Origin of the sequence: Micromonospora sp. NPDC053740 (genome assembly GCF_040677775.1) — a bacterium.
In the GTDB taxonomy this organism is placed as follows: domain Bacteria; phylum Actinomycetota; class Actinomycetes; order Mycobacteriales; family Micromonosporaceae; genus Micromonospora; species Micromonospora alfalfae.
The window spans coordinates 161,686-187,355 of sequence record NZ_JBFASO010000005.1 but is presented as its reverse complement, the minus strand read 5'-3'; the positions used below and the strand labels follow the sequence as shown (position 1 = coordinate 187,355).

General features: G+C 71.7%; 22 protein-coding genes. 8 read left to right on the top strand and 14 right to left on the bottom strand.

What is annotated here, in order from left to right; translation table 11 throughout:
- Nucleotides 1–142 precede the first annotated feature (142 nt).
- A complete protein-coding gene (locus AB0K35_RS16010) occupies nt 143–2,488 on the top strand; it encodes a heavy metal translocating P-type ATPase (RefSeq protein WP_308193581.1) in 2,346 nt (781 codons plus the stop codon).
- Between the two features lie 25 nt (nt 2,489–2,513).
- Here the strand turns inward: AB0K35_RS16010 and AB0K35_RS16005 are convergent, their stop codons facing one another.
- From AB0K35_RS16005 to AB0K35_RS15980, 6 genes are all read right to left on the bottom strand, one after another.
- Entirely contained in the window at nt 2,514–3,362 is an 849-nt protein-coding gene (locus AB0K35_RS16005; RefSeq protein ID WP_363885900.1) for a universal stress protein, read from the bottom strand.
- Nucleotides 3,363–3,373: 11 nt separating this feature from the next.
- Nucleotides 3,374–5,767 (bottom strand): phosphoketolase family protein, encoded by a 2,394-nt coding sequence (locus tag AB0K35_RS16000; protein WP_363886146.1) that lies wholly within the window; start codon nt 5,765–5,767, stop codon nt 3,374–3,376.
- Nucleotides 5,768–5,834: 67 nt separating this feature from the next.
- Nucleotides 5,835–6,695 (bottom strand): universal stress protein, encoded by an 861-nt coding sequence (locus AB0K35_RS15995; RefSeq protein WP_363885898.1) that lies wholly within the window; start codon nt 6,693–6,695, stop codon nt 5,835–5,837.
- 102 nt (nt 6,696–6,797) lie between these two features.
- Nucleotides 6,798–8,561, bottom strand: a complete 1,764-nt coding sequence (locus AB0K35_RS15990; RefSeq protein ID WP_238671951.1) for an FtsX-like permease family protein — start codon at nt 8,559–8,561, stop codon at nt 6,798–6,800.
- A gap of 1 nt (nt 8,562) precedes the next feature.
- Nucleotides 8,563–9,285, bottom strand: coding sequence for an ABC transporter ATP-binding protein (locus AB0K35_RS15985; protein ID WP_238671952.1), 723 nt, complete (start codon nt 9,283–9,285; stop codon nt 8,563–8,565).
- A complete protein-coding gene (locus AB0K35_RS15980) occupies nt 9,282–9,821 on the bottom strand; it encodes a PadR family transcriptional regulator (RefSeq protein ID WP_238671953.1) in 540 nt (179 codons plus the stop codon). Before AB0K35_RS15980 ends, AB0K35_RS15985 begins: the two co-directional genes overlap by 4 nt.
- Before the next feature lie 143 nt (nt 9,822–9,964).
- Here AB0K35_RS15980 and AB0K35_RS15975 point away from each other — a divergent pair, with 143 nt between their 5' ends.
- The 6 genes from AB0K35_RS15975 to AB0K35_RS15950 all read left to right on the top strand — a co-directional run bounded on the left by AB0K35_RS15975 (nt 9,965) and on the right by AB0K35_RS15950 (nt 15,252).
- A complete protein-coding gene (locus tag AB0K35_RS15975; RefSeq protein WP_007457155.1) occupies nt 9,965–10,201 on the top strand; it encodes an HTH domain-containing protein in 237 nt (78 codons plus the stop codon).
- Nucleotides 10,201–10,779: a Clp protease N-terminal domain-containing protein gene (locus AB0K35_RS15970; protein ID WP_238671987.1), complete on the top strand. Its 579-nt coding sequence runs from the start codon at nt 10,201–10,203 to the stop codon at nt 10,777–10,779. The genes AB0K35_RS15975 and AB0K35_RS15970 overlap by 1 nt, the downstream gene beginning before the upstream one ends.
- A 93-nt stretch (nt 10,780–10,872) precedes the next feature.
- Nucleotides 10,873–11,877: a diacylglycerol kinase family protein gene (locus AB0K35_RS15965; protein ID WP_238671954.1), complete on the top strand. Its 1,005-nt coding sequence runs from the start codon at nt 10,873–10,875 to the stop codon at nt 11,875–11,877.
- The gene (locus AB0K35_RS15960) at nt 11,870–12,871 is read left to right on the top strand and encodes a YihY/virulence factor BrkB family protein (protein WP_363885895.1); all 1,002 of its coding nucleotides are present in this window, start codon (nt 11,870–11,872) and stop codon (nt 12,869–12,871) included. Before AB0K35_RS15965 ends, AB0K35_RS15960 begins: the two co-directional genes overlap by 8 nt.
- A gap of 69 nt (nt 12,872–12,940) precedes the next feature.
- Nucleotides 12,941–14,431 carry a phosphatase PAP2 family protein gene (locus tag AB0K35_RS15955; RefSeq protein WP_238671956.1) on the top strand — a complete coding sequence of 497 codons (1,491 nt, stop codon included), beginning with the start codon at nt 12,941–12,943 and terminating at the stop codon, nt 14,429–14,431.
- An 11-nt stretch (nt 14,432–14,442) separates the two neighbouring features.
- A complete protein-coding gene (locus tag AB0K35_RS15950; RefSeq protein ID WP_238671957.1) occupies nt 14,443–15,252 on the top strand; it encodes an endonuclease/exonuclease/phosphatase family protein in 810 nt (269 codons plus the stop codon).
- A gap of 138 nt (nt 15,253–15,390) precedes the next feature.
- On the opposite strand, the gene AB0K35_RS15945 is transcribed toward AB0K35_RS15950, so the two are convergent.
- Entirely contained in the window at nt 15,391–16,266 is an 876-nt protein-coding gene (locus AB0K35_RS15945) for an alpha/beta hydrolase (protein ID WP_238671958.1), read from the bottom strand.
- The gene (locus AB0K35_RS15940) at nt 16,263–17,225 is read right to left on the bottom strand and encodes a TIGR03557 family F420-dependent LLM class oxidoreductase (protein ID WP_238671959.1); all 963 of its coding nucleotides are present in this window, start codon (nt 17,223–17,225) and stop codon (nt 16,263–16,265) included. The genes AB0K35_RS15945 and AB0K35_RS15940 overlap by 4 nt, the downstream gene beginning before the upstream one ends.
- 375 nt (nt 17,226–17,600) lie before the next feature.
- On the opposite strand from AB0K35_RS15940, the gene AB0K35_RS15935 reads away from it, so the two are divergent.
- Entirely contained in the window at nt 17,601–18,977 is a 1,377-nt protein-coding gene (locus AB0K35_RS15935) for a cellulase family glycosylhydrolase (RefSeq protein ID WP_363885892.1), read from the top strand.
- 55 nt (nt 18,978–19,032) lie between these two features.
- Here AB0K35_RS15935 and AB0K35_RS15930 read toward each other — a convergent pair whose 3' ends face one another.
- From AB0K35_RS15930 to AB0K35_RS15905, 6 genes are all read right to left on the bottom strand, one after another.
- On the bottom strand, nt 19,033–19,353 hold the full coding sequence (locus tag AB0K35_RS15930) for a multidrug efflux SMR transporter (RefSeq protein WP_238671961.1): 321 nt from the start codon (nt 19,351–19,353) through the stop codon (nt 19,033–19,035).
- A gap of 543 nt (nt 19,354–19,896) precedes the next feature.
- Complete coding sequence (locus tag AB0K35_RS15925) at nt 19,897–21,159, bottom strand: sigma-70 family RNA polymerase sigma factor (protein WP_363886144.1); 1,263 nt, start codon at nt 21,157–21,159, stop codon at nt 19,897–19,899.
- Between the two features lie 4 nt (nt 21,160–21,163).
- Nucleotides 21,164–21,565, bottom strand: coding sequence for a YciI family protein (locus AB0K35_RS15920; RefSeq protein ID WP_238671526.1), 402 nt, complete (start codon nt 21,563–21,565; stop codon nt 21,164–21,166).
- A 104-nt stretch (nt 21,566–21,669) separates the two neighbouring features.
- Nucleotides 21,670–23,805, bottom strand: coding sequence for an alpha-galactosidase (locus tag AB0K35_RS15915; protein WP_363885890.1), 2,136 nt, complete (start codon nt 23,803–23,805; stop codon nt 21,670–21,672).
- Entirely contained in the window at nt 23,802–24,716 is a 915-nt protein-coding gene (locus AB0K35_RS15910) for a carbohydrate ABC transporter permease (protein WP_363885888.1), read from the bottom strand. The genes AB0K35_RS15915 and AB0K35_RS15910 overlap by 4 nt, the downstream gene beginning before the upstream one ends.
- Nucleotides 24,713–25,669: a sugar ABC transporter permease gene (locus AB0K35_RS15905; protein WP_238671523.1), complete on the bottom strand. Its 957-nt coding sequence runs from the start codon at nt 25,667–25,669 to the stop codon at nt 24,713–24,715. Before AB0K35_RS15905 ends, AB0K35_RS15910 begins: the two co-directional genes overlap by 4 nt.
- Nucleotide 25,670 lies beyond the last annotated feature (1 nt).

The window sequence follows — 25,670 nt, the reverse complement described above, 5'->3', positions numbered from 1 at the left end:
CCCCCGCAGGGCCACAGGTCCCGACCTCGCCGGGCCGTTACGCCCGCCGAGCGAGGTTCGAAGCACCGCCACGACGTACGTCCACCGGACGAAACATCCGGGGGAGGGCCGCTCGGAGCCCTCCGGCTGCGACGATGCGCAGGTGGGGGCCGAGCCGACCAGGTGCGTACCGGAGCAGCCGGTCCGCGGCCGTGTTCGGCGGTGGTGGGCCTGGACTCCACTCGTCGGACTCGGCATCGGGGTGCTGGCCGGCGCGGCGTTACGTATCGCCGGCCGGCCGGGCGCGGCCAACCTGATCTGGGCGGCCGTCACGGTGGCCGCGCTGCTGCCGGCTGCGTGGTCGATGCTGCGCGCGTTGTGGCACCGGCGCTTCGGGGTGGACGTGATCGCCGTGCTGGCCCTGGCCGGTGCGCTCGGCGTCGGGGAGTACCTGGCCGGGGCGGTCATCGCCGTGATGCTGGCGACCGGGCGGTCGTTGGAGTCGTATGCGCAGCGCCGGGCCACCCGCGACCTGCGGGCGTTGCTGGCGCGCGCTCCGCGTACCGCCCGTCGGCGTGGGCCCGGCGGCGCGATCGAGGTCGTGCCGCTGGACCAGGTGGCGGTGGCGGACCGGTTGCTGGTGGGCCCGGGGGACGTGGTGCCGGTCGACGGAACCGTCGACGAGGCCGCCACGCTGGACGAGTCGGTGGTGACCGGGGAGTCGCGGTTGGTCCAGCGGGCGGCCGGGGAGGTGGTGGCCAGCGGTGTGGTCAACGCCGGCGCGGGGTTCGGCATGCGCGCGACGAAGAACGCGGCGCAGAGCACGTACGCCGGGATCGTCCGGCTGGCCCAGGAGGCGACCGCCCGCCAGGCCCCGATGGTGCGGCTGGCCGACCGGTACGCCGCCGCGTTCGTGCCGTTCACGCTGGTCCTGGCCGGGCTGGGTTGGCTGCTCTCCGGCGACGTGGTGCGGGCGGTGGCGGTGCTGGTGGTGGCCACCCCCTGTCCGCTGTTGCTGGCCACGCCGATCGCGATCGTGTCCGGCCTGTCCCGGGTGGCCAGGCGCGGGGTGCTGGTCCGCGACGGTGGCGCGCTGGAACTGCTCGGCCGGGCGCGGACGCTGTTGGTGGACAAGACCGGCACTCTGACCGCCGGCCGTCCGCGCGCCGCCGAGACCGTCGTCGCCCCAGGTGGTGATCGTGACGAGGTGTTGCGCCTCGCGGCCTCGGTCGAACAGTTGTCGCCGCACGTGCTGGCCACTGCGCTGGTTCGGCAGGCCCGCGATCGTGGGCTGACACTGACCGAGCCGACTGGCGTCACCGAGGAGCCGGGACGGGGAGTCAGCGGCCGGGTCGACGGGCGCCTGGTCCGGGTTGGTCAGTTCACCGGGGAGCTGCCCGAGTGGGCGGACCGGGCGCGGGCCCGCACCGAGCTGGCCGGTTGGTCAGCGGTGTGGGTCAGCGACGAGGGCGGACCGCTCGGCGCGATCCTGCTGGAGGATCCGGTGCGCCCCGACGCCCGCCGGACCGTGCGTCGGTTGCGTGCGGCGGGGCTGCGGCGGATCGTGCTGGTCACGGGCGACCAACCGACCACCGCCGCGCAGGTCGCGGCGATGGTCGGGGTGGACGACGTGCTGGCCCGCTGCACGCCGCAGGAGAAGGTGGCCCGGGTCCGGGCGGAGGCCGACCGGGCGGTCACCGTGATGGTCGGCGACGGGGTCAACGACGCTCCTGCGCTTGCCGAGGCGCACGTGGGCGTGGCGATGGGTGCGACAGGCGCGAACGCCTCGGCGGACGTGGCGGACGCGGTGCTCACCGTGGACCGGCTGGACCGGCTCGCCGACGTGGTGGAGATCGCCCGGTACGCCCGGCGGATCGCCGTGCAGAGCGCCACCGTTGGGATGGGGTTGGCCGTGCTGGCGATGCTCGTGGCGGCGGCCGGTCGGCTGCCCCCGGTCGCTGGCGCGTTCCTCCAGGAGGGCATCGACGTGCTGGTGATCCTCAACGCGCTGCGGGCACTGCGGGGAGGGCTGCGCCGGCGGGACGTCCCGGCGCGTACCCGGGAGTTGCTCGCCCATTACGCGGCGGAACACCAGGCGGTCCGCGACGTACGGGCCGGGTTGCGGGACAGCGCCGACCTGGTCGCCACCGACCCGGCCTCGCCGAGGTGCGTGCCGGCGGTACGCGAGACGCACCGCCGGCTGACCGAGCGGGTGCTGCCGCACGAGGCTGCCGAGGAGCGACAGCTCTACCCCGCGCTGGCCTCCCCGCTGGGCAGCGGGGAGGCGACTTCGACGATGAGCCGGGCGCACGTGGAGATTCGCCGCCAGGTGGATCTGCTCGGCGCCCAACTCGCCCAGATCGCCGACGGCCGGCTGCGTCCCGATCAGGTTCCCGACCTGCTGGCCACCCTCTACGGGTTGGACGCGCTGCTGCGCCTGCACCTGGCCCAGGAAGAGGAGGAGTTCTTCTCCCTCGACCCGTCGGACCCGACGCCTGCGCGGCGGTGAACCGCCACCCGGGCGCCCGCCGCGGTCAGCGTTCGCGAACCACGGCGACCGGGCAGTTGGCGTGTTGGATGAGCTGTTGACTGACCGAGCCGAGCAGCATGCCGGCCAGCCCGCCCCGGCCTCGGCTGCCGACCACGATCAGCCGCGCGTCCCGACTCGCCTCGATCAGCATCGCCGCCGGGCTCGTCGGCACCAGGTCGACGGTCACCGCCAGCTCGGGGAACGTCCGCCGCCACGGCTCCAGCGCCTGTTCCACGGCGGCCCGTTCGTCGGGCACCCCGGCCGCCCCGCCGGGGCCCGGGGTCCAGGCGTGCAGGACGCGCAGCGGCGTCCGCCGTTGCGCCGCCCGTTCGACCGCGAAGCCGAGCGCCACCAGCGAGGGTTCCGAACCGTCCACACCGACCGCCACCGGGCCGGCCGGCGCGGCGACCGAGGGCCCGTCGCGGACCACCACGACCGGGCAGTGGGCGTGCGCGGCCACCGAGACCGCCGTCGACCCGGCGAGCAGGCCGCCGAAGCCGCCGTGACCCCGGCTGCCCAGCACCAGCATCCCGGCCTCCGCCGAGCATTCCTGCAACACCAGCGCGGGCGGCCCGTCGTACACCTCGCCGGTGATCCGCAGCCCGGGGTTTGCCGCGGTGGCGTCCGCCGCGGCCCTGCGGACCAGGTCCTCGACCTGGCGGCGGGCGGTGTCGTCCGGCCACACGCCGGGGGCCACGCCCGGGCCGACCCAACTGGCCACTGTCAGCCACTCGAAGACGTACGCCAGCCGCACCGGCTGGCCGCTGTGCCGCGCCTCCTCCACGGCCCAGTTCAGGGCCACCGAGGCGTCGGTGGAGCCGTCGTAGCCGACCAGGATCTCCGCGTCGCGCACGTCGTCCTCCTTCAGGGGGTGGTCGGGTCGGTTTCGCGGACCCAGCGCCATTCGGCGACCTGGGGGTCGTCCTCGCCGTACTGGCGGGTGTAGTCGCGGGCCGCCTGTCGGGCGTCGACCATCCGTTGGCGCAGGTGCGCGGCGCTGGCGGCCAGCCCGGGCACCCGGTCGATGACGTCGATGACCAGGTGGAAGCGGTCCAGGTCGTTGAGCATCACCATGTCGAACGGGGTGGTGGTGGTGCCCTCCTCCTTGTAACCGCGCACGTGCAGGTTCTCGTGGTTGGTGCGGCGGTAGGTGAGACGGTGGATCAGCCACGGATAACCGTGGTACGCGAAGATGATCGGCCGGTCCTCGGTGAAGATGGTGTCGAACTCGTTGTCGGTCAGGCCGTGTGGGTGCTCGGTGTCCGGCTGGAGTCGCATCAGGTCGACCACGTTGACCAGGCGCACCTTCAACGTCGGCAGGTTCTGACGCAGCAGCTCGACGGCGGCCAACGTCTCCAGGGTGGGCACGTCTCCGCAGCAGGCGAGCACCACGTCCGGCTCGGTGCCGCCGTCGTTGCTGGCCCACTCCCAGATGCCCAGGCCACGCCGGGTGTGCTGGATCGCCTCGGTCATCGTCAGCCAGTTCGGGGCGGCCTGCTTACCGGCCACCACCACGTTGATGTAGTGCCGGCTGCGCAGGCAGTGGTCCATGGTGGCGAGCAGCGTGTTGGCGTCCGGCGGCAGATAGACCCGCACCACCTCGGCCTTCTTGTTGACCACGTGGTCGATGAAGCCCGGGTCCTGGTGGGAGAAGCCGTTGTGGTCCTGCCGCCAGACATGGCTGGAGAGCAGGTAGTTCAGCGAGGCGATCGGCTGTCGCCAGGGGATGGCCCGGGTCACCTTCAGCCACTTGGCGTGCTGGTTGAGCATCGAGTCGACGATGTGGATGAACGCCTCGTAGCTGGTGAACACGCCGTGCCGGCCGGTCAGCAGGTAGCCCTCCAGCCAGCCCTGGCACAGGTGCTCGGAGAGCACCTCCATGACCCGCCCGTCGGGGGAGAGGTGGTCGTCGCCGGGCACCGTGGCGGCCACCCAGGCCCGGTCGGTCACCTCGAACGCCGCACCCAGCCGGTTGGACGCGACCTCGTCCGGGCCGAACAGCCGGAACGTCTCCGGGTTGGCGCTGATGACGTCGCGGATCCAGGGGCCGAGCACCCCCGTCGCGCCGGCGACCGGCGTACCCGGTTCGGGTACCTCCACGCCGTAGTCGCGGAAGTCCGGCAGGGTCAGGTCGCGCAGCACCACACCGCCGTTGGTGACCGGGTTGGCGCTCATCCGCCGGTCACCGCGCGGCGGCAGCGTCAGCAGCTCCGCCACCGGCGCGCCTGTCGCGTCGAACAGCTCCTCCGGCCGGTAGCTGCGCAGCCAGTGCTCCAGCTCGGCCCGGTGTGCCGGGTTGTCGCGGACGCCCGACAGCGGCACCTGGTGGGCGCGGTAGGTGCCCTCCACCTGGGTGCCGTCGACCTCACGCGGGCCGGTCCAGCCCTTCGGCGTCCGCAGAATGATCATCGGCCAGCGGGGACGTTCGACGACGCTTCCGGAGCGGGCCCGCCGCTGGATCTCGGCGATCTCGCTCAGCACACGGTCCAGCGTCGCGGCGAGGGTCCGGTGCACCCGGGCGGGCTCGTCACCGGCCACCACGTACGGCTGGTAGCCGGATCCGCGCATGAGGTCGAGCAGGTCGGCCTCGGGGATCCGGGACAGCACTGTCGGGTTGGCGATCTTGTAGCCGTTGAGGTGCAGGATGGGCAGCACCGCGCCGTCGCGCGCCGGGTTGAGGAACACGTCGGAGAGCCAACTGCCGGCCAGCGGCCCGGTCTCCGCCTCGCCGTCGCCGATCACGCAGGCCACCAGCAGGTCCGGATGGTCGAACGCGGCGCCGTAGGCGTGGCTCAACGCGTACCCGAGCTCGCCGCCCTCGTGGATCGAACCCGGCACGTCCGCAGCGACATGGCTGGGGATGCCGCCCGGGAAGGAGAACTGGCGGAAGAGCCGGGACATCCCGGCCTCGTCGCGGGCCACGTCGTGGTAGCGCTCCGACCAGGTGCCCTCCAGCCAGGTGTTGGCCACGATGGCCGGACCGCCGTGGCCGGGGCCGGTGACCAGCATGGCGTTGAGGTCGCGCGCCACGATCACCCGGTTGAGGTGGGCGTAGATCAGGTTGAGGCCGGGGCTGGTGCCCCAGTGTCCGAGCAGCCGGGGTTTGATGTCGTCGGGGGCCAGCGGCTCGCGTAGCAGCGGATTGTCCAGCAGGTAGATCTGCCCGACGGTGAGGTAGTTCGCGGCGCGCCAGTAGGCGTCCAGCCGGCGCAGCTCGTCGTCGGTGAGGGTGGGGTGCACGTCGAGAGCGGTCTCCATCATGCTGCCTCTCGCGGGTAGGAGTGGGGCGTCCGGCGTCCAGCCTGGCCGCTGCGGACGCCCCGGGTCAGGGCCGTTGGTCCCGCGCCGGTCGGGCCTCGGACCCGGTCAACGGCGCCTCGGCCAGGCCGCGGACGACGACCACCGGGGCCGGGGAGTGGTAGAGCAGGGACTGGGCGACAGCGCCCAGCATGGCCCGGCCCGGTTCGTCGCCGCGGGCGGCGACCAGCGCCACCTGCGCGTTGCGGGAGCTGTCGATCAGCACCTCGGCGGGGTCGCCGCGTACCACGCGACACTCGGTCGGCACTGTGTTGTCGCGGCCGGTGTGCCGGGCCAGTGCCTCGGTGAGCTGCTCGGCTACCGCGTCGGTGTCCTCGTCGTACTCGACCACCCGCAGCGCCAGCAGTCGGGCGCCCCGGCGCGCCGCGCACTGCACGGCCCACTGGAGGGCGAGGTGTGAGCTGGGGGAGCCGTCGACGCCCACCAGCACCGGGCCCTGCGGCGGCGGCTCACGTCGGACCACCAGCAGGGGGCAGCCGGCGCGTGCGGCCAACTGCACGGCAGTCGTCTCGGCGGGAACGCACTGGCCGCTGCCCGCCATGCCGCTGTCGCCGACGGCCAGCAGGAAGGTGCCCTCCGAGCGGCGGATGAGGGTGGGCAGCACGGAGCTCTCGACGATCTCCCCGCGTACGGTCAGCCCCGGCTCGGTCTGATGGGCGAGCTGGGCGGCGCGGGTGATCAGTTTTTCGGCCTGGTCGCGGGGTGCGGCGACGGTGTCCGCGGCGAAGGCCGCGCTCCAGTCGAAGGTGTGCAGCAGGTGTAGCGGCCGGCCGTGTCCGGCGGCCTCCTGCGCGGCCTCTTCGACCACCGGGAGGTCGAGTTCCGAGCCGAGGCCGACCAGCACCGCTGCGTCGGCGGGTGCGGCCATCCGATATCACCTCCCGGGCGTCGCGCCCGGCACGACCAAGCTGTCCCTGACCGAGGGTAGTCGGATGGGCACGGCGGCGGGCGGGATCGGATGGCTCGGCGGTCAGGTCGGTGCGGACCGGAGTGTGTCCACGACCGGGCGCCGGGTGGCAATCATCGCGGGGATGGCGGTGAGCGCGGCGATGGCGAGCAGGACTCCGAGCGCGGTGGCGAGCAGCGAGGAATGGGGTGGGTACTGGACCTCCCCGGTGCTGACGAACGTAACAAGCCCGACGCCGGCCGGGATCCCCACGGCGACGCCGGGTATGGCGGGAAGCAGTTGCGCTGCCGCCAGGCCCAGGCCGGCCTGCGCGGGGGTCGCACCGAGCGTCCGCGCGACGGCCAGTGGCTGCCGGGCGTCGAGGACTGCGCTCCAGGCGCTCACGACGGCGTTGATGAGCGCAAGGACGCACAGCACGACGGTGAGCACGAGCGTGGCCTGCTCGCCCCGTTCCACCCGGGGATTGGCGAATTCGGTGTAGCCGAGGTCGAAGTGCACCGCCTGGGTGTTGACCATGAGAATGCCGACGAGCGTGGTCGTGGTGATCAGGGTGTTCACGGTGACCAGCCGGGCGCGGCGCGGTCGGCGCGCGTTGATGCGCACCCCGATCAGTAGGGCGGTGGGCAGCCGCCGCGACAACCAGATGCGCCACCGCCGGCGCCGCGGTGGCGTTGCGGCGTCGGCCAGCGAGTGAACGGTGCTGGTGGTGGCGGCGCGCAACACCGGCACCAGAGTCGCCGCCACAGCGATCGCGAGGGCAAGGACCGTGACGGTGACTACCATGCGCGGCGCGGGTGGCTGGGCGTTGACGGAACCGATGAGTCCGGCGCTGGGGCGGATCAGCGCGGGTGCGGCGAGCCAGCCCGCGACCAGGCCCGTCGCGGCGGCGGCAAGCCCGATCGCGAGGTACTCGGCGAGGTGGACGGCGGCGATCATGGCCGGTCCGGCGCCGACGGCTTTGAGTAGTCCCACCCGGCGGCGCTGGCCGATGATCCGGCCCGCGACGATGCCGGCGACGCCGGCCAGCGCAAGGCCGTTGAGTAGCCAGCTGCCGACGAGCAGGGCGATCTGCGCGTCGCTGTACAGCCGACCGTTGAGCTGGCTGATCGCCTGCCAGGTGGTCAGTTGGTCGCCGATGGGGTACGTGCTGCTGGCCGCCGGGTCGGCGAGTTTGAGGTTGAGGGTGTACGACAGTGGCTGGCTGCCCGCGAGCGTGGCGATGTCGCTGCGGTCGACCCAGACCAGGCCGCCGCGCTCGACCAGGATGCCGCCGGGGTAGTGCCACCCGGCGTAGGGGTACGTCGCTCTCGCGGCGGTGACCGCGGTCCCGATCAGGCGCAGCGGATGGCCGCCGATGTTGACAGTGTCGCCGGTGCGGATACCGAGGGCGTCGGCGAAGGCGCGCTCGACGACCACGCCGCCGGGGCGCACCCAGGTGCCGTCGGTCACGGCGGGTCGGTCGATCGATGCGGGTGTGGTGTCCCGGCCCGCTACGACGGTGTGCGCGGACCTGCCGCGGGCCGTCATCGTCAGGTAGGCGATCGGGAAGGGGCCGCTGTGGTCGGTGACGCCGGCCTTGGTGGTCAGCGATGCGAGCTCGTCCAATGCGGCCTGGCCGGTGGCCCGGGGTGTGACGATCACGTCTGGGCCGGCGGTGGCCCTCCGGGTCTGCTGGTACGGCCGGTCGGCGATTTCGTTGAGGGTGAGGCCGATTGTCAGTGTCGCGGTGGCGGCGGTGATCGCGGTCAGGAGCAGGATGGTTTCGGTTCGGCGGCGGCGCAGGTCCCGCATCAGCAGTCGGCAGACGAGCAGGAGGCGGCCGGCCATGTCAGCGCCGCCCGTCGTAGAGGGTGCCGGTGGCGGCGCTGGCAACGTCGTCGACGAACGCGCCGTCACGCATGGCGATCACCCGGTCGGCGACCGCGGCGATGCGGGGGTCATGGGTGACCACCACGAGGGTCTGTCCTGCGGTGCGCAGCTCCTCGAACAGCCGCAGCACGTCCAGGGTGGCGGCGCTGTCCAGGTTGCCGGTGGGTTCGTCGGCCAGCACGACCAGCGGCTCGTTGCTCAGTGCGCGGGCGATGGCGACCCGCTGGCGCTGCCCACCGGACAGCGCCGAGGGCAGGTGCCGGGCGCGGTCGGCAAGCCCCACCCGGTCCAGCAGGTACATCGCCCGCTTGCGGGCCCGCCCCGGTGACTGACCGGCCAGCAGCGCGGCCAGCTCCACATTCTCCACCGCGGTGAGTTCGTCCATGAGGTGGAACGACTGGAAGACGAACCCGAGGCTGTCACGCCGCAGCCGGGCCAGGGCCCGTTCGCTCATCGTGTCGATCCGGCGGTCGGCCAGCCACACCTCTCCGTCGGTCGGGCGCTGCAGCCCGCCGAGCAGGTACAGCAGGGTGGACTTGCCGCAGCCGCTGGGCCCCATCACCGCCAGCGACTGTCCGGCCGGCACGTTCAGGTCGACCTCGTCGACCGCTCGGACCAGCGCGCGCTCGCCGCCGTACAACATGCTCAGCCCACGCGCCTGCAACACCGTCGACCCGGTCACGCCCCCGCCTTCCGCCCGGTTGGATCATGTTGGGCCCACAGGCGTTCACACGCCTCCAGCCATTCCAGGTCGGCCCGCAGCCGCAGTACGACACCCTCCAGCAGCAGCCCGGCGACCGGATCCATCGACCGGTCCAACGCGGCCCGTTGGGCGTCGCGCAGCCGGCGCAGCACCTCACGCCGTTGCGCGTCGACAAGGGTCACCGGATCGGCCAGCCGGGCGGTAGCGGCAGCCACCAACTTGAGGTGAAACTCCGCGAGGTCCGGCTTCGGCCAGTTCACTTCTGCCAGCCAGGTGGCGACCCGCTGCTGCCCCTCCGGGGTCAGCACGTACACCCGGCGTTCGGGCCGATCCGGCAGGCCCTCGGCCCGCTGCGAGGTCACCAGCCCTGCCTTGCCCAGGCGGGTCAGCGTCACGTAGATCTGCCCGGCGTTCATCGCCTCGCCCAGCGGGCCGAGCGCGGCACGCAGCCGGCTGCGCAGCTCGTATCCGTGCGCCGGCTCCTTGGCCAGCATGGCCAGCACCACGTCCTGCACCGAGCACGTCCTTCATCTAGATCGTTAATAGATAACGGCTAGCTATAGCACTGTCAAGTCGGGTGTGGGTGCGGCGGGCGGAATCGGGCAAGCGTTCGTCAACCAGCGTTGACACAGGCGCACTGTCAACGTATGTTGACGGCATGAGTCAGGCGACAGAACTCGCGGCGGCAGCCGGCAGCACCGACCCCCGGGTCGGGCTGCGCGCCGTCCGCGCGCTACGCCGGCTACTCGAGCGGCTTGAGGTGGTCCAGGTCGACAACGCCCGACGACAGGGCTGGTCCTGGCAGGAGATCGCCGACGCGCTCGAGGTCAGCCGGCAGGCAGTGCACAAGAAGCATGCCGGGCGACCGGCGGTCAACTCATCCTGGGAGGCGTGATGTTCGAACGATTCACCGACCGGGCGCGCGACGTGGTGCGACGGGCGCTGGAGGAGGCGCGGGTCGAGGGCCAGCGCCCGGTCGGCACCGAGCACCTGCTGCTCGCCCTGCTCGCCGACGACGCCGGGCTGGCCAGCCGGGTGCTCGCCGACGCCGGAGTACGCGCCGACGACCTGCGCGAACGCATCCACCGGCACACCGCCAGCGGCGGCGCCGGCCTCGGCGACGCGGACGCGGCGGCGCTGCGGGAGATCGGCATCGACCTGGCCGCGATCGTGGCCCGCATCGAGGAGTCCTTCGGCCCGGACGCGCTACGTGAGGCGGTGCCGGCGCCGCGCCGCCGCTGGGGACGTAAGCGGTACCTCGGCGGCCCGTTCTCGGCCCGCTCCAAGAAGGTGCTCGAGCTGTCCCTGCGGGAAGCCCTGCGCCTGCGTCACAAGCACATCGGCACCGAACACATCCTGCTCGGGGTGCTCCGGGAGGGGCACGGGCTGGGGGCTTTGGTGCTCACCGAGTCCGGGGTCGACCTCGACGATCTGCGCCGGCGGGTGGAGCTGGCACTGCGGGCGGCGGCCTGACGGGTGGGGCCGGGTTGAAACCTGTCTGTGGCACTTCCGACGCGCGCCGCTCGCCGGGTCGCTGAAGCCGTCCGGGTGCTGCACACTGGCGCCGTGGATGCTGGACAGGACAGGCGGCCCTCGGGCGGCGACGGCGGGTTGCGCTCCGCCGTGGTGGTCAACCCGGTCAAGGTCGACGATCTCGACGAGTTGCGCCGCACCGTCGACGACGCCCTGACCGCGGCCGGCTGGCCCGCGCCGCAGTGGTACGAGACGACGGTCGACGACCCCGGTCGCGGCCAGACCGAGCAGGCCGTCAAGGACGGCGTCGACCTGGTCTTCGCCTGCGGGGGCGACGGCACCGTGATGTCCTGCGTCAGCGGGTTGGTCGGCACCGACGTGGCCCTCGCCGTGCTGCCGCAGGGCACCGGCAACCTGCTCGCCGCCAACCTGGGCCTCTCCACCGACCTGGCCGCCGGGCTGGAGATCGCAGTCGAACGCGGCCGACGGCTGCTCGACGTCGGCGCTGTCGAGGACCGATACTTCACAGTGATGGCCGGCATGGGCTTCGACGCCCAGATGCTCGAAGCCACGAACGAGACCACGAAGGCCCGCATCGGCTGGCCGGCGTACGTGGTGGGTGCCGCCCGGCACCTACGGGACCGGCCGATGCGGGTGCAGATCCGCATCGACGACCGCCCGCCGGTGCGCCGCCGGGCCCGCTCGGTCCTGATCGCCAACGTCGGTCGCCTGCAGGGCGGCGTGACCCTGCTGACCGAGGCCGAGCCGGACGACGGCTGGCTCGACGTCGCCGTGCTCACCCCGCGCAACCTGCGGCACTGGCTCGCGCTCGGCTGGGCGGTGATCCGCCGCAGCGGCCAGGTGCCGCAGCTGGAGGTGTTCCGGGGCCGACGGGTGGTGGTCACCAGCAACCGGGCGCAACCTCGGGAGTTGGACGGCGACCTGATCTCCCCGGGTCGCCAACTGCGGGCGGAGGTCCGACCGCAGGCGCTCTGGCTCTGCGTCCCCCAGCCCGAGGGTGCCCCCGACCTGGCCGTCGACGCGCAAGGTGCCGGGGAGCGGGGCGAGCAGCTGATCGAGGAAGCCCGCCGTGAGTAGTACCCGGATCGTGCCGGAGACCCGGCTGATGGCCGACGAGGAGCTGTCCGCCGACGACGCCTGGCACACACTGCGCGGGCAGGGCGGCTGGCACCTGCTGCGGGACGCGTTCATCAGGTTCCGCTACGGCGACGGGTTCAGCCACTCCCGGGCCTTCGCGCTGCAACTCTGCCTCGCCGTGGTGCCGTTCCTGATCGCCCTCACCGGCCTGATCAGCGAGCTGGGCGTCGAGGAGGGCGGCCAGGTGGTCGCCGACACCGTGCTGGCGCTCACCCCCGGGCAGAGCGCGCAGATGGTCGGCGAGTTGCTCGGCGAGGGCGAACGCGTCGAGGACGCCGGGGAGTTGGCGCTCACCCTCGGTCTGCTCACCGGCCTGTTCGCGCTCACCACCACGATGGCCCAGATCGAACGGGGCGCCAACCGCATCTACGGCGTCGAGCGGGACCGCCCGGCACTGCGCAAATACCTGCGGGCCGCCGTGCTGGCCGTCACCGCCGGCCTGCCCGCCCTCGCCGGCTTCCTGATCCTGGTCGGCGGCGGTGCGATGGGCGACTCGGTCCGCGAACACTACGAGTGGGGCGAACTCGCCAACGGCATCTGGGACGTGATCCGCTTCCCGCTGAGCCTCGGACTGACCATCGTCGCCGTCGCCGTGCTGTTCCGACACGCTCCGCGCCGCAACCAGCCCGGCCTGTCCTGGCTGTTCTTCGGCGCCGGCATCGCCACGGCGCTGTGGTGGCTGGCCAGCCTGCTGCTCGCCGCGTACGTGCGGTTCAGTGACGGTTTCGGGCAGACCTACGGTGCCCTGACCGGCATGATGGCGCTGCTGCTCTGGGCCAACCTGACCGGGATGGCGCTCTTCGGTGGGCTGGCCTTCGCCGCCCAACTGGAGGCGCTGCGCATCGGCGCACGGGAGCCCGCCCAACCGGATCTGTGGGAGCCCGACCCGGACCGCGCCGAGCTGTACGACACCGGGGACATGTCGGCGCTCTGACGGCACCGGCGTGTACGACGGACGCAGATCGGGTAAAGCGCCTCGCCAGACAGATAAGGGAGGTGCGGGGTGACCGCGGTCAAAGAGGTGGCGCGTCGTCCGCTCGGTCATTTCGCCGAGCGGAGCATTGCCGGTCTGGTGGCCGTCACCGGCGCCGGGGTGGCCTTCGGGTTGCTGCTGCTGCTCGTCCGGGTGCAGTGGAGCCCGTTGCAGGACGTCGACCACGGTCTCGCCGAGTGGTTCAACGGCCTCGTCGCCCCGCACCACGCGCTGGTCACAGTGCTCCAGGCGGTGACGGACCTGGGCGGCCGACCGATCCTCATCTGGCTGGTCACCATCGCCGTCGTCGGGTTGCTGATCCGGCGCCAGCCCCGGCTCGCCGTCTACCTGATCATCACGGGGGTCGGTGGTCTGATCCTCGACCCGTCACTGAAGACGCTCGTCGGCCGGCTCCGCCCGGTCGTGGACGTGCCGATCGCCAGTGCGCCCGGCAACAGCTTCCCGAGCGGGCACGCGCTCGGCTCGTTCGTCGCGTACGGAGCGCTGCTGCTGGTGTTCCTGCCGGCCATGGCGCCCCGCTGGCGTAAGCCGGCCATCGTCGGCGCCGGTTTGCTGGTGCTCCTGGTCGGGCTGACCCGGATCGCGCTGGGCGTGCACTTCGTCTCCGACGTACTGGCCGCCTGGCTGCTCGGGGCCGCCTGGTTGGGCGTCACCGCGTACGCCTTCCGGCTGTGGCGGCGGGAGCGGGGGCGGCCGGTGCCGCCGCTGACCGAGGGCCTGGAGCCGGAGGCGGGGCACGACATCGCCCCCGCCCCGGCCGAGGAACACGTGCTGGCCCATCCCCGCTCGGCGGTGGCCGAGCTGCTGGTCGGCTGGGTGATCGTGTTCGGGGCGCTGTACGGCTTCGGCACGTACGTCAGCTACCACGCCAAGGGCACCTTCTTCGACACCCTCGACACCAAGGTGCCGCAGTGGTTCGCCGAGCGGCACACCGAGGTGCTGACCGACGTCAGCTGGTGGTGGAGCAAGTTCGGAGACACCCATGCCATCCTGCTGATCTCGCTGGTGTTCTGCCCGCTGGTGCTGGCGGTGTGGCGGCGCTGGCGTCCGGTGCTCTTCGTGGCGCTGGCGATGGTGGGGGAGTTGACGCTCTTCCTCGCGTCGGCCCGCGCGATCGACCGGCCGCGTCCGCCGGTGGAGAACCTTGACGGGCAGATGCCCACCTCGTCGTTCCCGTCCGGGCACATCGCGGCCACGATCTGCGTCTGGCTGGCGATCACCCTCATCGTCTTCCCGCGTACCGACCGGTGGTGGCGTTGGATCTTCGTGGGGTTGGCAGTGCTCATGCCGGTCGGGGTGGCCACCTCCCGGATGTACCGGGGGATGCACCACCCGACCGACTTCATGGGCGCGATCCTGCTCTCCGCGCTCTGGATCGGCCTGCTCTACCTGGTGATCCGCCCCAACGAGGACCTGAAGGAAGGCAACCAACCGGCCATCGAGTCGGAGGACGTGGACACCCTCGACGACGAGCTGGCGCGGGCCGGCCGAGCCGACTAGGCGCCGCCGTCGTGCTGCGGGTGATGACCTGGAACATCCGCACCGGCGGCCGGGATCGCGGCGGCCCCGACCGGTTGGATCAGGTGGTCCAGGTCGTCGACGAGCAGGCACCGGACGTGCTGGCCCTGCAGGAGTTGCGCGGCTTCGACCGGGACGGGCTGATGACCACCGTGGCGGACCGGTTGGGGATGACAGCCCACCTGGCCCGGTCCTGCTTCGGGCAGCCGGTGGCAGTGCTGGTCCGGTCGCCGTACCGGGTCGTCGAGGCCGGGTCGGTGCGTCGTCCGTTCCACCACGCCGCCGCCCGCGTCGTGGTGGCCACGTCCGCCGGCCCGCTCACTGTGCTCGGCACCCACCTCTACCCGTACTCCGGGGGCCGGCGGCGGATGGAGGTCGACTGGTTGGTCGCCGCGATGCGTCGCAACCACGGTCCGCTGACGCTGGTCGCCGGTGACCTCAACTCACTCGACCCGACCGTCGACCACACCGCCCGGCTGGCCGGTATGCCCACCCTCTACCGGCGGCGGCACCTGCGTCGCTCCGGTGACACGGTGGACACCCGCGCGATCGCCCGGCTGCTCGCGGCCGGCCTTGTCGACCTCTGGCCGTCAGGCAACGCCGATGCCCCGGAGGCCGCCGGCCACACAGTGCCCACTGGGTTGGGCGGGGCCGAGTTCGCCGGGATGCGGTTGGATTACCTGCTCGGCAGCCCTGCGGTGGCGCAGCGCACGCACGACTGTCGGGTGCTCCGCGACGGCGTGGCAGCCACCGCCTCCGACCACTATCCGCTGCTCGCCACGCTCGAGTTGTCGCCGGGCTGAAGCCGTCGGGCCATCAGAGCACCAGATTCAACAGGACGGTCAGCACCACCGAGGCCACGATCGAGAAGAGGATCATCAGGAGGCAGCCGAGGCCCCCGCCGAGCGGGCGGATCTCCGTGTTGCCGAAGCGCATGATGGTCACCTGTCCGTGAGTGCGGGCTGAGGGGCGAGCAGGTGCCGGATCGCGTCCGCGACGGCAGTTGGGGCGGTCGTGACCACGTTGTGCGCGGCACCGGGAACGACTACCAGGGCCGCCTCCGGCACCAGCCGCGTCGCCTCGTCCCGCCACCGTTGCGGCACGACCGGGTCGCGTTCGCCGGTCACGACGGCGGTCGGCGCGCTGACCTGGACGAGGTCCGCCTCGATCGCATTCCGCACCGAGTGCGACAGCGTGGCGAGGACCCGCCAGGGCCGGGCGTTCCAGACGTCCCGTACCAGGATCGGGGCCTGTAGCGGCGCCTCGCGCAGGCTGTCCACCAGCCAACGACCGAACTGGCCCCGTCGGGACCGGGCCGCCGGGTCACTTGTCGGTCCGGCCAGCACCAGCGCGCGTACCGCGTCGGGGTGGGTCGCGGCGACCGCGGCGGCCACCTCCGCGCCGAACGAGTGCCCCAACAGGCAGACCGGCGGCAGTTGGTACGTGGCCAGCCAGGCAGCCAGGTGGTCGGCGTGCCGGCGGACGTCGTACGCGCCCCGGGGGTGTTCGGACAGCCCGAAGCCGGGCAGGTCCGGCACGTACACCTGATGGGTGGTGGCGAGGGCGACGGCCAGCGGGGTGAGATACCGGTGCGAGACCGCCAAACCGTGCACGAGCACCACGGGTGGCGCCCCGGTTCCCGGGTCGGCGCTGCGGCGGGTGTGGGTGCGCAGTCCGTCGACGACCCGCCACTCGCTGGTCAGCCTGCCGGCTGGCCGGGGCGCGGCCATGGCGAGCCGCAGTTCGGCCGGCCCGAACCGGCCGACGGCGCTGCGGCTGGTTGACCCGGGCGGCCGGGGTGCCGCGCCTCGGTTCACAGCTCGCGCAACCGGGGCAGCAGTTGCTCCTGCGCCCAGTCCAGGAACATCGGCTGGGTCTCCCCACCGACCTGGATGATCGCCACGTGGGTGAAGCCGGCGTCGACGAACTTGCGGAACGCCTCGACGTGCGCGTCCACGTCCGGACCGCAGGGAATGCCCTCGGCGACGTCCTCCTCGCGGACGAACTGGGTGGCGGCGGCGAAGGACTCCGGGCCGGGCAGGTCGGCGTTGACCTTCCACCCCATACCGAACCAGCGGAACTGGTCGTGCACGATCTTGCGGCACTCGGCCTCGTCGGGCCCGTAGCAGATGGCCACCTGGCCGTAGCGGGGCTGGCCGGCGCCCCCGGCGTCGTCGTACATCTCGATGATGTGCCGATCGGGTTCGGTGGAGATCAGGCCGTTGCCGTACTCGGCGGCCAGCGTCGCGGACTGTCGACCGGACGCGGCGACGGCCATCGGCACCGGCCGTTCAGGGCGGTCCCAGACGTAGGCGTCGGGCACGTCGAAGTGATTGCCGGAGAAGGTCAGCGTCTCCCCGTTGAGCAACGGCCGGATGATCTGCAACGCCTCCTCGAACATTTCGTGCCGCTGCTGGACGTGCGGCCAGCCGCCGACCACGTGCTCGTTCAGGTTCTCCCCGGCGCCCAGGCCGAGGGTGAACCGGCCGTCCGAGAGCGCCCCGATGGTGCTGGCCTTCTGCGCGACCACGGCCGGGTGGTAGCGGCGGATCGGGCAGGTCACGAAGGACATCAGCTCCGCGCGGGAGGTGGCGTGAGCGACAGCGCCGAGCACCGACCAGGCGTACGGGGAGTGACCCTGGGAGTCCAGCCAGGGGTAGTAGTGGTCGGACATCACCAGTTGGTCGAATCCAGCCGCCTCGGCCCGTACCGCATGGTCCACCAGCTGCTTGGGCCCGGCCTGCTCGCTCATCAAGGTGTAGCCGACGCTGACCATCCTGGTATCCCCTCTCGCTGACGGATCGTTCCCGGGATACCCCGGTGCACGGCGGTCAACCCTCCCGTCCGGTTCGGCTGCCGCAGTGCTTGACGGATCCCGGCCGCCTGCCTACCGTCGCTCTTAACCGGTTAAGAGCCGGGTGTGGCGCACATCCTGTGGTGGGGATGACCGCCCCGTGACGGCCTGCGTCCGCGTGGGCCGTTGCGGCTGTCCGGGCTGCGGGCCCGTCAACTGAACCGGTTGCGAAGACCAATCCATCGTCCTACGCTGATGCCTGCGCCGGGAGCCGGGCGCGGCTGCCGGGCTGCAGCCGCCTTCCCCTGTCACGTCCCCACCCCTGTCGGGCACCGGGGGTCCTCCCTGAGGAAGGCCATGAAGATTCGACTCTCCGCCGCTGGCGCGACAGTGCTCGCGTTGCTCGCCACAGTGCTGGCGTTCGGCCAGCCGGCACACGCCGCGGCTGGTTTCTCCGTCGCTGGCGGCAAGTTGTACGACGCCAACGGCGCCGAATTCGTCATGCGCGGCGTCAACCACGCGCACACCTGGTACCCGCAGCAGACCAGCTCGTTCGCCGACGTCAAGGCCCTCGGCGCGAACACCGTGCGGGTGGTGCTCTCCAGCGGCGACCGGTGGACCCGCAACACCAACGCCGACGTCGCCAACGTCATCTCGCTCTGCAAGGCCAACCGGTTGATCTGCGTGCTGGAGGTGCACGACACCACCGGGTACGGCGAGCAGAGCGGCGCGATCACCCTCGACCGCGCCGTCGACTACTGGCTCAGCCTCGCCGACGTCCTCGCCGGCCAGGAGAGGTACGTCATCGTCAACATCGGCAACGAGCCGTACGGCAACCAGAACTACGCCTCGTGGGCCACCGACAACGCCAATGCGATCAAGCGCCTGCGGGCCGGCGGGTTGACCCACACGATCATGGTGGACGCGCCGAACTGGGGGCAGGACTGGTCGTTCACCATGCGCGACAACGCCGCCTCGGTCTTCGCCGCCGACCCGGCCCGCAACATCGTGTTCTCCATCCACATGTACGGGGTGTTCGACACTGCCGCGGAGATCAGCGACTACCTGGGCCGGTTCCGCACCGCCGGGCTGCCCATCGTGGTCGGTGAGTTCGGCTTCAACCACTCCGACGGCAACCCGGACGAGGACGCCATCCTCGCGTACAGCCAGGCCAACAGGATCGGCTGGCTGGGCTGGTCGTGGAGCGGCAACGGCGGCGGCGTCGAGTATCTCGACCTGGCCACCAACTTCAATCCGACGAGCCTGACCGACTGGGGTCAGCGCCTCTTCAACGGCGTCAACGGCATCCGGCAGACTGCCCGCGAGGCAAGCGTCTTCGGTGGCACCCCACCGCCGACGACGCCGCCGCCCACCACGCCCCCGCCTACCACGCCGCCGCCCACGACGCCCCCGCCGACGACGCCCCCGCCCGCCGGTGCTTGCACGGCGACGTACACGGTGACCAACCAGTGGCAGGGCGGCTTCCAGGGTGAGGTACGGGTGACCGCTGGCGCGAGGGCGATCACCGGTTGGAGCGCCAAGTGGACCTTCGCCAACGGCCAGAGCGTCAGCCAGTCCTGGAATGTGGCCCTCACCAGCAGCGGAACCACGGTGACCGCCCGTAACACCGACTACAACGGACGGCTGGCCGCCGGGTCCAGTGCCAGCTTCGGCTTCCTCGGCAGTTGGACCGGCACCAACAGCCCGCCGGTGGTGAGCTGCACGGCGAGCTGACCGTCGGACCGGTGGCCGGGTCCCCGTCGGACCCGGCCACCGGAGACCGCGGTGGTCAGTGCTCCCCGGCCAGGTTCACGATGACCACCCCGGCGATGATCAGCGCGATGCCGGTGAGCTTGGCGAGCCCCACCGACTCACCCAGGAACACCGCCCCGATCGCCACGATGGCCGCGGTGCCCAGACCCGACCAGAGGGCGTACGCCACACCAATAGGGATCTCCTTGACGGCCTGGGCCAGCAGGAGGAACGCCAGCGCGTAACCGCCGAGGCACGCCACCGTCGGCCAGAGCCGACTGAATCCGGCGGTGCTCTTGATCAGGCTGGTCGCCACCACCTCGGCGAGGATGGCGATCCCCAGCAGCACGTACGCCATGCGTCCCCTTGGTCCTTCGTGGTCGATGAGTGCGTCGCCGCCCCAGGCTAGTGCCGGCGATGTCCTCACCCTTCCGACCCGTCGGCGTGCCGTCGGTGCGGGCCCAGCATCTGTCACCGAACGCCTTTGGAGCTGATGTCGCAAACGAATCGGGCGTCGCAGAGGACCGGGCGTTGCACCGTCACATCCGAGTCGGCCGCGCGGGCCCGGCACCCGTCCCGTTTGGTGAATCGTTTACGGCATCAGCTCCAAAGGAAGCCCACCCACCCACCGCTCGCCGCCGCCCGCGGCCCGCCACCGCCCGCCCGCCCGCCACCGCCCGCCCGCCCGCTGCCGCCCGCCCGCTGCCGCCCGCCCGCTGCCGCCCGCCCGCTGCCGCCCGCCCGTCGCCGCTCGCCGCCGCGTCTGTAGGGCGTGGGAGAGGGCTGGCAGGGTAGATCTTGGACACTTTCCGTTCAGACCGAACGGAAAGTGTCCAAGATTGCCAGCTGTGGCGGTGAAGCGGCCGGGGTCGCACCGGGCGGGACCAGTTGGTCCCTGTCGTCATTCGTGATCAATGGGCTGGGTGGCCAGTCGGGCTGCCCGCATGGTCAGGTAGAGCTGTTCGGGGCGGCTGCTCGTGCGGGCGGCGGCGATCCGGTAGCAGGCGATCGCCTGGGCCTGGTCACCGGCCATCTCGTGCAGGTGGGCGCGGGCGGCGGCCAGCCGGTGGTGTCCGGTCAACTGCGGGTCGTCGGTCAGCGCGTCGAGGGCGGCCAGGCCAGCGGCCGGTCCGTGCACCATTGCCGTCGCCACGGCCCGGTTGAGGGCCACCACCGGGCTGGCGGCCAAGCGTTCCAGCACCTCGTACAGCGCCAGGATCTGCGGCCAGTCGGTCTGCTCGGTGCTTGGTGCCTCGTCGTGCACTGCGGCGATGGCGGCCTGTACCTGGTACGGGCCGACCGGCCCGCGCGGCAGGGCCCGGGTGACAAGTGCGACGCCCTCGGCGATCGCCGTCGCGTCCCAGCGGCTGCGGTCCTGGTCGGCCAGTGAGATCAGCTCGCCGGAGGGCCCGGTCCGCGCCGGGCCGCGTGCCTCGGTGAGCAGCATCAACGCCAGCAGGCCGGCCGATTCGCTGTCGTTCGGCAGCAGCGTGTGCAGCGCGCGGGTCAGCCGGATCGCCTCCGCCGCGAGGTCGATGCGGCGTAGGTCCGGGCCGGTGGTGCTGACGTGTCCCTCGGTGAAGACCAGGTAGAGCACCTGTCGGACGGCGATCAACCGGTCGGCCCGCTCCGCCAGCTCGGGCATCCGGAACGGCAGCCCGGATGCCCGGATGCGCTGCTTGGCCCGGCTGATCCGCTGCGCCATCGTCGCCTCGGGCACCAGGAACGCGCGGGCGATCTCGGCGGTGCTCAACCCACCGACGGCGCGCAGGGTCAGCGCCACCGCCGACGTCGGCGCGAGCGCCGGGTGGCAGCAGAGGAAGAGCAGGACCAGCGTGTCGTCCCGCTCGGCGGTCAACTCCTCGTCTGCGGCTGGCGCGTACCGCTGGTCGTCCGGATCCCGGCGGGCGACCAGGTCCTCCCGGCGGCGTCTGGCCTGCTCACCGCGGACCAGCTCGATCATCCGCCGGTAACTGACCTGGATCAGCCAGCCACGGGGGTTCGCCGGTAGCCCCTCGGTCGGCCACTGGGTGGCGGCGGCCAGCAGTGCCTCCTGCACCGCGTCCTCCGCCGTGGCGAAGTCACCGAAGCGGCGGCTGAGCACGCCGAGGACCTGCGGCGCCAACTCGCGCAGCAGGTCCTCGATGCGGGGATCGGTGTTCAGCCGCTCACAGCTCCTGCGAAGGGGCGGACATCACCGGGTGCACCTCGATCGGCATGTTCAGCGGCCGGCCACCGGGGCCGGGCGCCGTGGAGATGTGCGCGGCCAGCTCCACGGCCCGCTGCGGGTTCTCACAGTCGACGATCCAGAAGCCCGCCAGGAACTCCTTCGTCTCGGCGAACGGCCCCTCGGTGACCACCGGCGCCCCGCCCTCACCGGCGCGGACGATCCGGGCCTGCTGCGGGCCGCCGAGGCCCTGCGCGTCGACCCATTCGCCGGCGGCGGTGAGCTTGGCGTTGACCTCGCCCATGAAGGCGATGTGCGCCCGGACCTCGTCCTGGGTCCAGGTGTCGATGCTCGGGAAGTCGGTCCCGGCGGCGCTGAACTGCATCAGCAGCATGTACTTCATTGTGTGCTCCTCACGCCTGCGCACCCTCGTCGGTGCTCTCACAGTGAGGTAGAAGCAGGCCCCGTCGTTCTCGACACCCCGGCCGAAGATTCTCCAGAATTTTGTCAGTCGACGGCGTCGACCTCCAGCACCAGGCTCTGCTCCGGGTGCAGGGCGGGTAGCTGCACACCCACCCGGGCCAGCGCCGCCCCGCTGAGGGTGAGACCACCCGCCAGCCAAGTGGGCGGGGACAGGTCGATGTTCGCCGGGGCCGCTACGCCCGACACCTGTCGCACCCGGTACCGCCGGCCCGGGTCGAGGCCGGGCAGCCGCACCGCGCCGGGCACCCGCGTCACAGAGGTGGTCAGCCGGGCCACCGCGTACACCGCCCGGGTGTTGTCGTGATCGACAACGCCGTGCGCCCAGACGGCCGGGTCCGGGTGATCGACCCGGACCACCCGACCAGCGTGCAGCAGCGGGCGCAGCCGCTTGTGCAGCGCCACCCAGGCGGCCAGCTCGGTCTGCTCGGCGGCGCTGATCGAGGTGATGTCCCACTCGATGCCGTGGTGGCCGAAGAGCGCTGTCGCCGCCCGGAAACCCAGGTCGTGTACGCGGTTCGTGGTGTGCGAGCGTTCCGGGCCGACGTGGGTGCCGATCAGCTCCGGTGGCAGCAGCAGCCCCGTCCAGCGTTGGATGCTGAGCCGTTCCAGGGCGTCGTTGCAGTCGCTGGCCCAGACCCGGTCGGTACGCGCCAGGATGGCCAGGTCCACCCGGGCTCCGCCGGACGAGCAGCTCTCGATCTCCACATCCGGGTGCCGACTGCGCAACTCGTCGAAGAGCCGGTAGACCGCCAGGGTCTGCCCGTGCACCCCAGGGCGGCCATGATGCCCGGCCTCGGTGAGGTCCCGGTTCTGGTCCCACTTGAGGTACCGGATTCCGGGGTGGTCGGTGAGCAGCGTGTCGAGACGTTCCAGCACATGGTCGTACGCCTCGGGGCGGCCCAGGTCGAGCACCTGCTGGTGACGCCAGGCCGGCGGTAGCCGCCCCGGCACTGCGAGCACCCAGTCGGGGTGCGCGCGGAACAGGTCCGAGTCGGGGTTGACCATCTCCGGCTCGACCCAGAGGCCGAACTGGAGGCCCTGGCCGGTGACGTGCTCGATCAGCGGTTGCAGGCCGTCCGGCCAGACGCCCTCGTCGACGTACCAGTCGCCGAGCCCGGCGGTGTCGTCGCGCCGGCCGCGGAACCAGCCGTCGTCGAGCACGAACCGCTCCACGCCGATCTGCGCGGCCCGGTCGGCGAGCGCCCGCAGCCGGTCCAGGTCGTGGTCGAAGTAGACCGCCTCCCAGACGTTGAGGGTGACCGGGCGGGGGGAGCGCGGGTGCCCGGGGCGGGCCCGGAGGTGGGTGTGCAGCACGTCGCTGAGCCCGTCCAACCCGGCGTCGGACCAGACCGCGTAGAGCAGTGGAGTGTCGTACGACTCGCCGGGGACGAGCCGGACCTCGCCGGGGGCCAGCAGTTCGCCGCCGCCGAGTGTGGACTCGCCGGTCGGTAGACGTTCGGCGAACGTGACGTGGTTGCCACTCCAGGCGGTGTGCACCGCCCAGACCTCGCCGTGGCCGAAGCCGAACCCGGTGGTGCCGGCCACCAGCAGCAGGGTGGCGTCGTGCCCGGTACGGCCGTGTCGGCCCTCGCGGACCCAGGTGCCGTGCTGCCACGGGTGCCGCTGCGGGGACCGTTCCCGGCACCACCGGCCGGTCAGGTCGAGCAGTTCGGTGGCGACCGCCGGCACCGGCAACAGCGGTGTCAGTTCCCGCAGCTCGTACGCGCTGTCGCCGTCGTTGCGCAGCCGGTGCCGCGCGGTCAGCAGGCCGTGCGGGTCGAGCGTGATCTCGATGGTCAGAGTCAGCCCGGCGGCCGGGTCCGACGCCCGCACTGTCACCAGCGCGGCACCGGGCACGCCGTCGCGCACGTCCACCCCGTCGAGGCGGAAGGAGGTGGACCAGTCTCGTCCGTCGCGGTGCCCGGCCAGACCGGGTCGGCCGCTCCAGCCGGCGCTCGCCTCGGGCAGCACTGACAGCATTGTCGGCTCGTCGAAGCTGCTCGGCACCACCGGCGGTACTGTCGCGTCGCTGAGCTGACGCAGGCCGTCGTCGTCGAGGTCGCCGACGTCGCCGCCCCAGTGCACGATCCGGGGCAGCCCCGGGCCGCGCGCGTCGAGCACCAGGCTGGTCCGCGCGCGGCGCAGGTGCAGGATCGTCATCCTTTGGAGGCTCCCAAGGTCAGGCCCCGAACGAAGTGCCGCTGGAGCATAAAGAAGATCACCAGGGTGGGGATCGCGACGAGCACGCTGCCCGCCGAGACCAGGTTGTTGTCGGTGAAGAACTCACCGCGCAGGTTGTTGAGTGAGCTGGTCACCGGGAACTTGTCGCCGGTACGCATGAGGACCGTGGCCCAGAAGAACTCGTTGTAGATCCAGGTCACCTCCAGCGTCGCCAGCGCGGCCAGGGCCGGCCGGCACAGCGGCATGGTGACCTGCCAGTACTGTCGCCAGATGCTCGCCCCGTCGACCATCGCCGCCTCGTACAGGTCACGGGGCAGCGCCTTCATGTAGTTGCTGAGTACGAAGACGCAGAAGCCGCACTGGAAGGCCACGTTGATCAGGATCAGGCCCCAGTAGCTGTCGTAGAGCAGCTCCGAGTCGCTCATGAACTCCGGCAGCGGCACCTCGGTGAACAGCCGGAACAGCGGGATGAGCAGCGCCTGCTGGGGCAGCAGGTTGGCCGCGGTGAAGATCCCGAGCAGGACGAGGTTGAGCTTCCAACTGAACCGGGCGATGACGAACGCCACGCAGGAGGCGAGGAAGAGGGTGAGCAGCACCGCCGGCACTGTGATGTACACCGAGTTGAGGAAGTGCTGCCCGAACTCCGCCGTCCGCCAGGCGGTGACGTAGTTGTCGAAGGTCCAGCCGCCGAAGGAGACGTAGCCGTTCGCGGCGGTGTAGTCGTACGAGCGCAGCGAGGTCAGCACCGCCCAGGCGATCGGGAAGAGCCAGGCCAGCGAGACGACGATGAGGAAGCCGTGCAGCAGCATCCGCAGCGGGGTCAGTTTGCGGCGGCGCGGCGGCGCGTCGGGCCCGTCCTCCGTACGCCGGGTGATTGTCGCGGTGCTCATTCCCGGTTCTCCCTCATCACGGTCGCCAGGTAGATGGTGATGAAGACCAGCGAGACGACCAGCATGATCGTTGCCAGTGCCGAGCCGAAGCCGATCCGGCTGGCCTCACCGACCACGTTCTGGGTGACCAGCGCGGAGATCAGCTCCAGCCCGTTGCGGCCCTTGTTGACCACCCAGACCAGGTCGAACGCGCGCAGCGACTCGATCACTGTCACCACCAGCACGATGATGTTGATGGGCCGCATGACCGGGAACACGACCCGGAAGAACGTCCGGCTCTCCGACGCGCCGTCGACCGCCGCTGCCTCACGCAGGGACGGATCGACGCCCTTCAGGCCGGCGAGGTAGAGCAGCATGATGTACCCGACGTGCCGCCACCCGGAGGCGACCATGACCGCCCAGATGTTGACGTTCGAGTCGCCGTACCAGTCGATGGTGCTGCCGAAGACGGCGTTGATCAGCCCCTGGTCCCGGGAGTAGAGCAGTTGCCAGACGAAGCCGATCAGCGCCAGCGAGAGCACCACCGGCAGGTAGAGCGCTGTCTGGTAGAAGCGGCTGCCGCGCAGTTCCTTGTCCAACAGCACGGCCAGGAACATGCCGAACGGGGTGGCGACCACGAAGAGCGCTGCCAGCCAGAGCAGGTTGTGTTGGATCGCCGGTACGAACGGCGGGTAGATGTTCACCACGTCGCTGTAGTTGCGTGCGCCGACGAACTCAATTTCGTTGAGGGGGCCGATGCCGTCCCAGTTGGTGCCGGAGAGCAGCACTGTTGCTGCCGCCGGCAACCAGACGAACCCGGTGACGAGCAGCAGCGGGACGAGCACCATCAGCGTGATGACCACGCGGTCGGTGCGGGACAGGAGCCGTAGCCGCCGGCGACGACCACCAGTGGAGGTGGTCGCGGCCGGCGGCGGCACGGCGCGATCCGCTTGGATCAGGGGCAGGTCGGACACG

Bases quoted from the DNA above. Each gene is read 5' to 3' on its own strand.
- AB0K35_RS15990 (WP_238671951.1), bottom strand. From the start codon at position 8,561: ATGGCCGGCCGCCTCCTGCTCGTCTGCCGACTGCTGATGCGGGACCTG.
- AB0K35_RS15935 (WP_363885892.1), top strand. From the start codon at position 17,601: ATGAAGATTCGACTCTCCGCCGCTGGCGCGACAGTGCTCGCGTTGCTC.
- AB0K35_RS16000 (WP_363886146.1), bottom strand. From the start codon at position 5,767: ATGGAGACCGCTCTCGACGTGCACCCCACCCTCACCGACGACGAGCTG.
- AB0K35_RS15975 (WP_007457155.1), top strand. From the start codon at position 9,965: ATGAGTCAGGCGACAGAACTCGCGGCGGCAGCCGGCAGCACCGACCCC.
- AB0K35_RS15995 (WP_363885898.1), bottom strand. From the start codon at position 6,695: ATGGCCGCACCCGCCGACGCAGCGGTGCTGGTCGGCCTCGGCTCGGAA.
- AB0K35_RS15970 (WP_238671987.1), top strand. From the start codon at position 10,201: ATGTTCGAACGATTCACCGACCGGGCGCGCGACGTGGTGCGACGGGCG.
- AB0K35_RS15930 (WP_238671961.1), bottom strand. From the start codon at position 19,353: ATGGCGTACGTGCTGCTGGGGATCGCCATCCTCGCCGAGGTGGTGGCG.
- AB0K35_RS15920 (WP_238671526.1), bottom strand. From the start codon at position 21,565: ATGAAGTACATGCTGCTGATGCAGTTCAGCGCCGCCGGGACCGACTTC.
- AB0K35_RS15915 (WP_363885890.1), bottom strand. From the start codon at position 23,805: ATGACGATCCTGCACCTGCGCCGCGCGCGGACCAGCCTGGTGCTCGAC.
- AB0K35_RS15910 (WP_363885888.1), bottom strand. From the start codon at position 24,716: ATGAGCACCGCGACAATCACCCGGCGTACGGAGGACGGGCCCGACGCG.
- AB0K35_RS15940 (WP_238671959.1), bottom strand. From the start codon at position 17,225: ATGGTCAGCGTCGGCTACACCTTGATGAGCGAGCAGGCCGGGCCCAAG.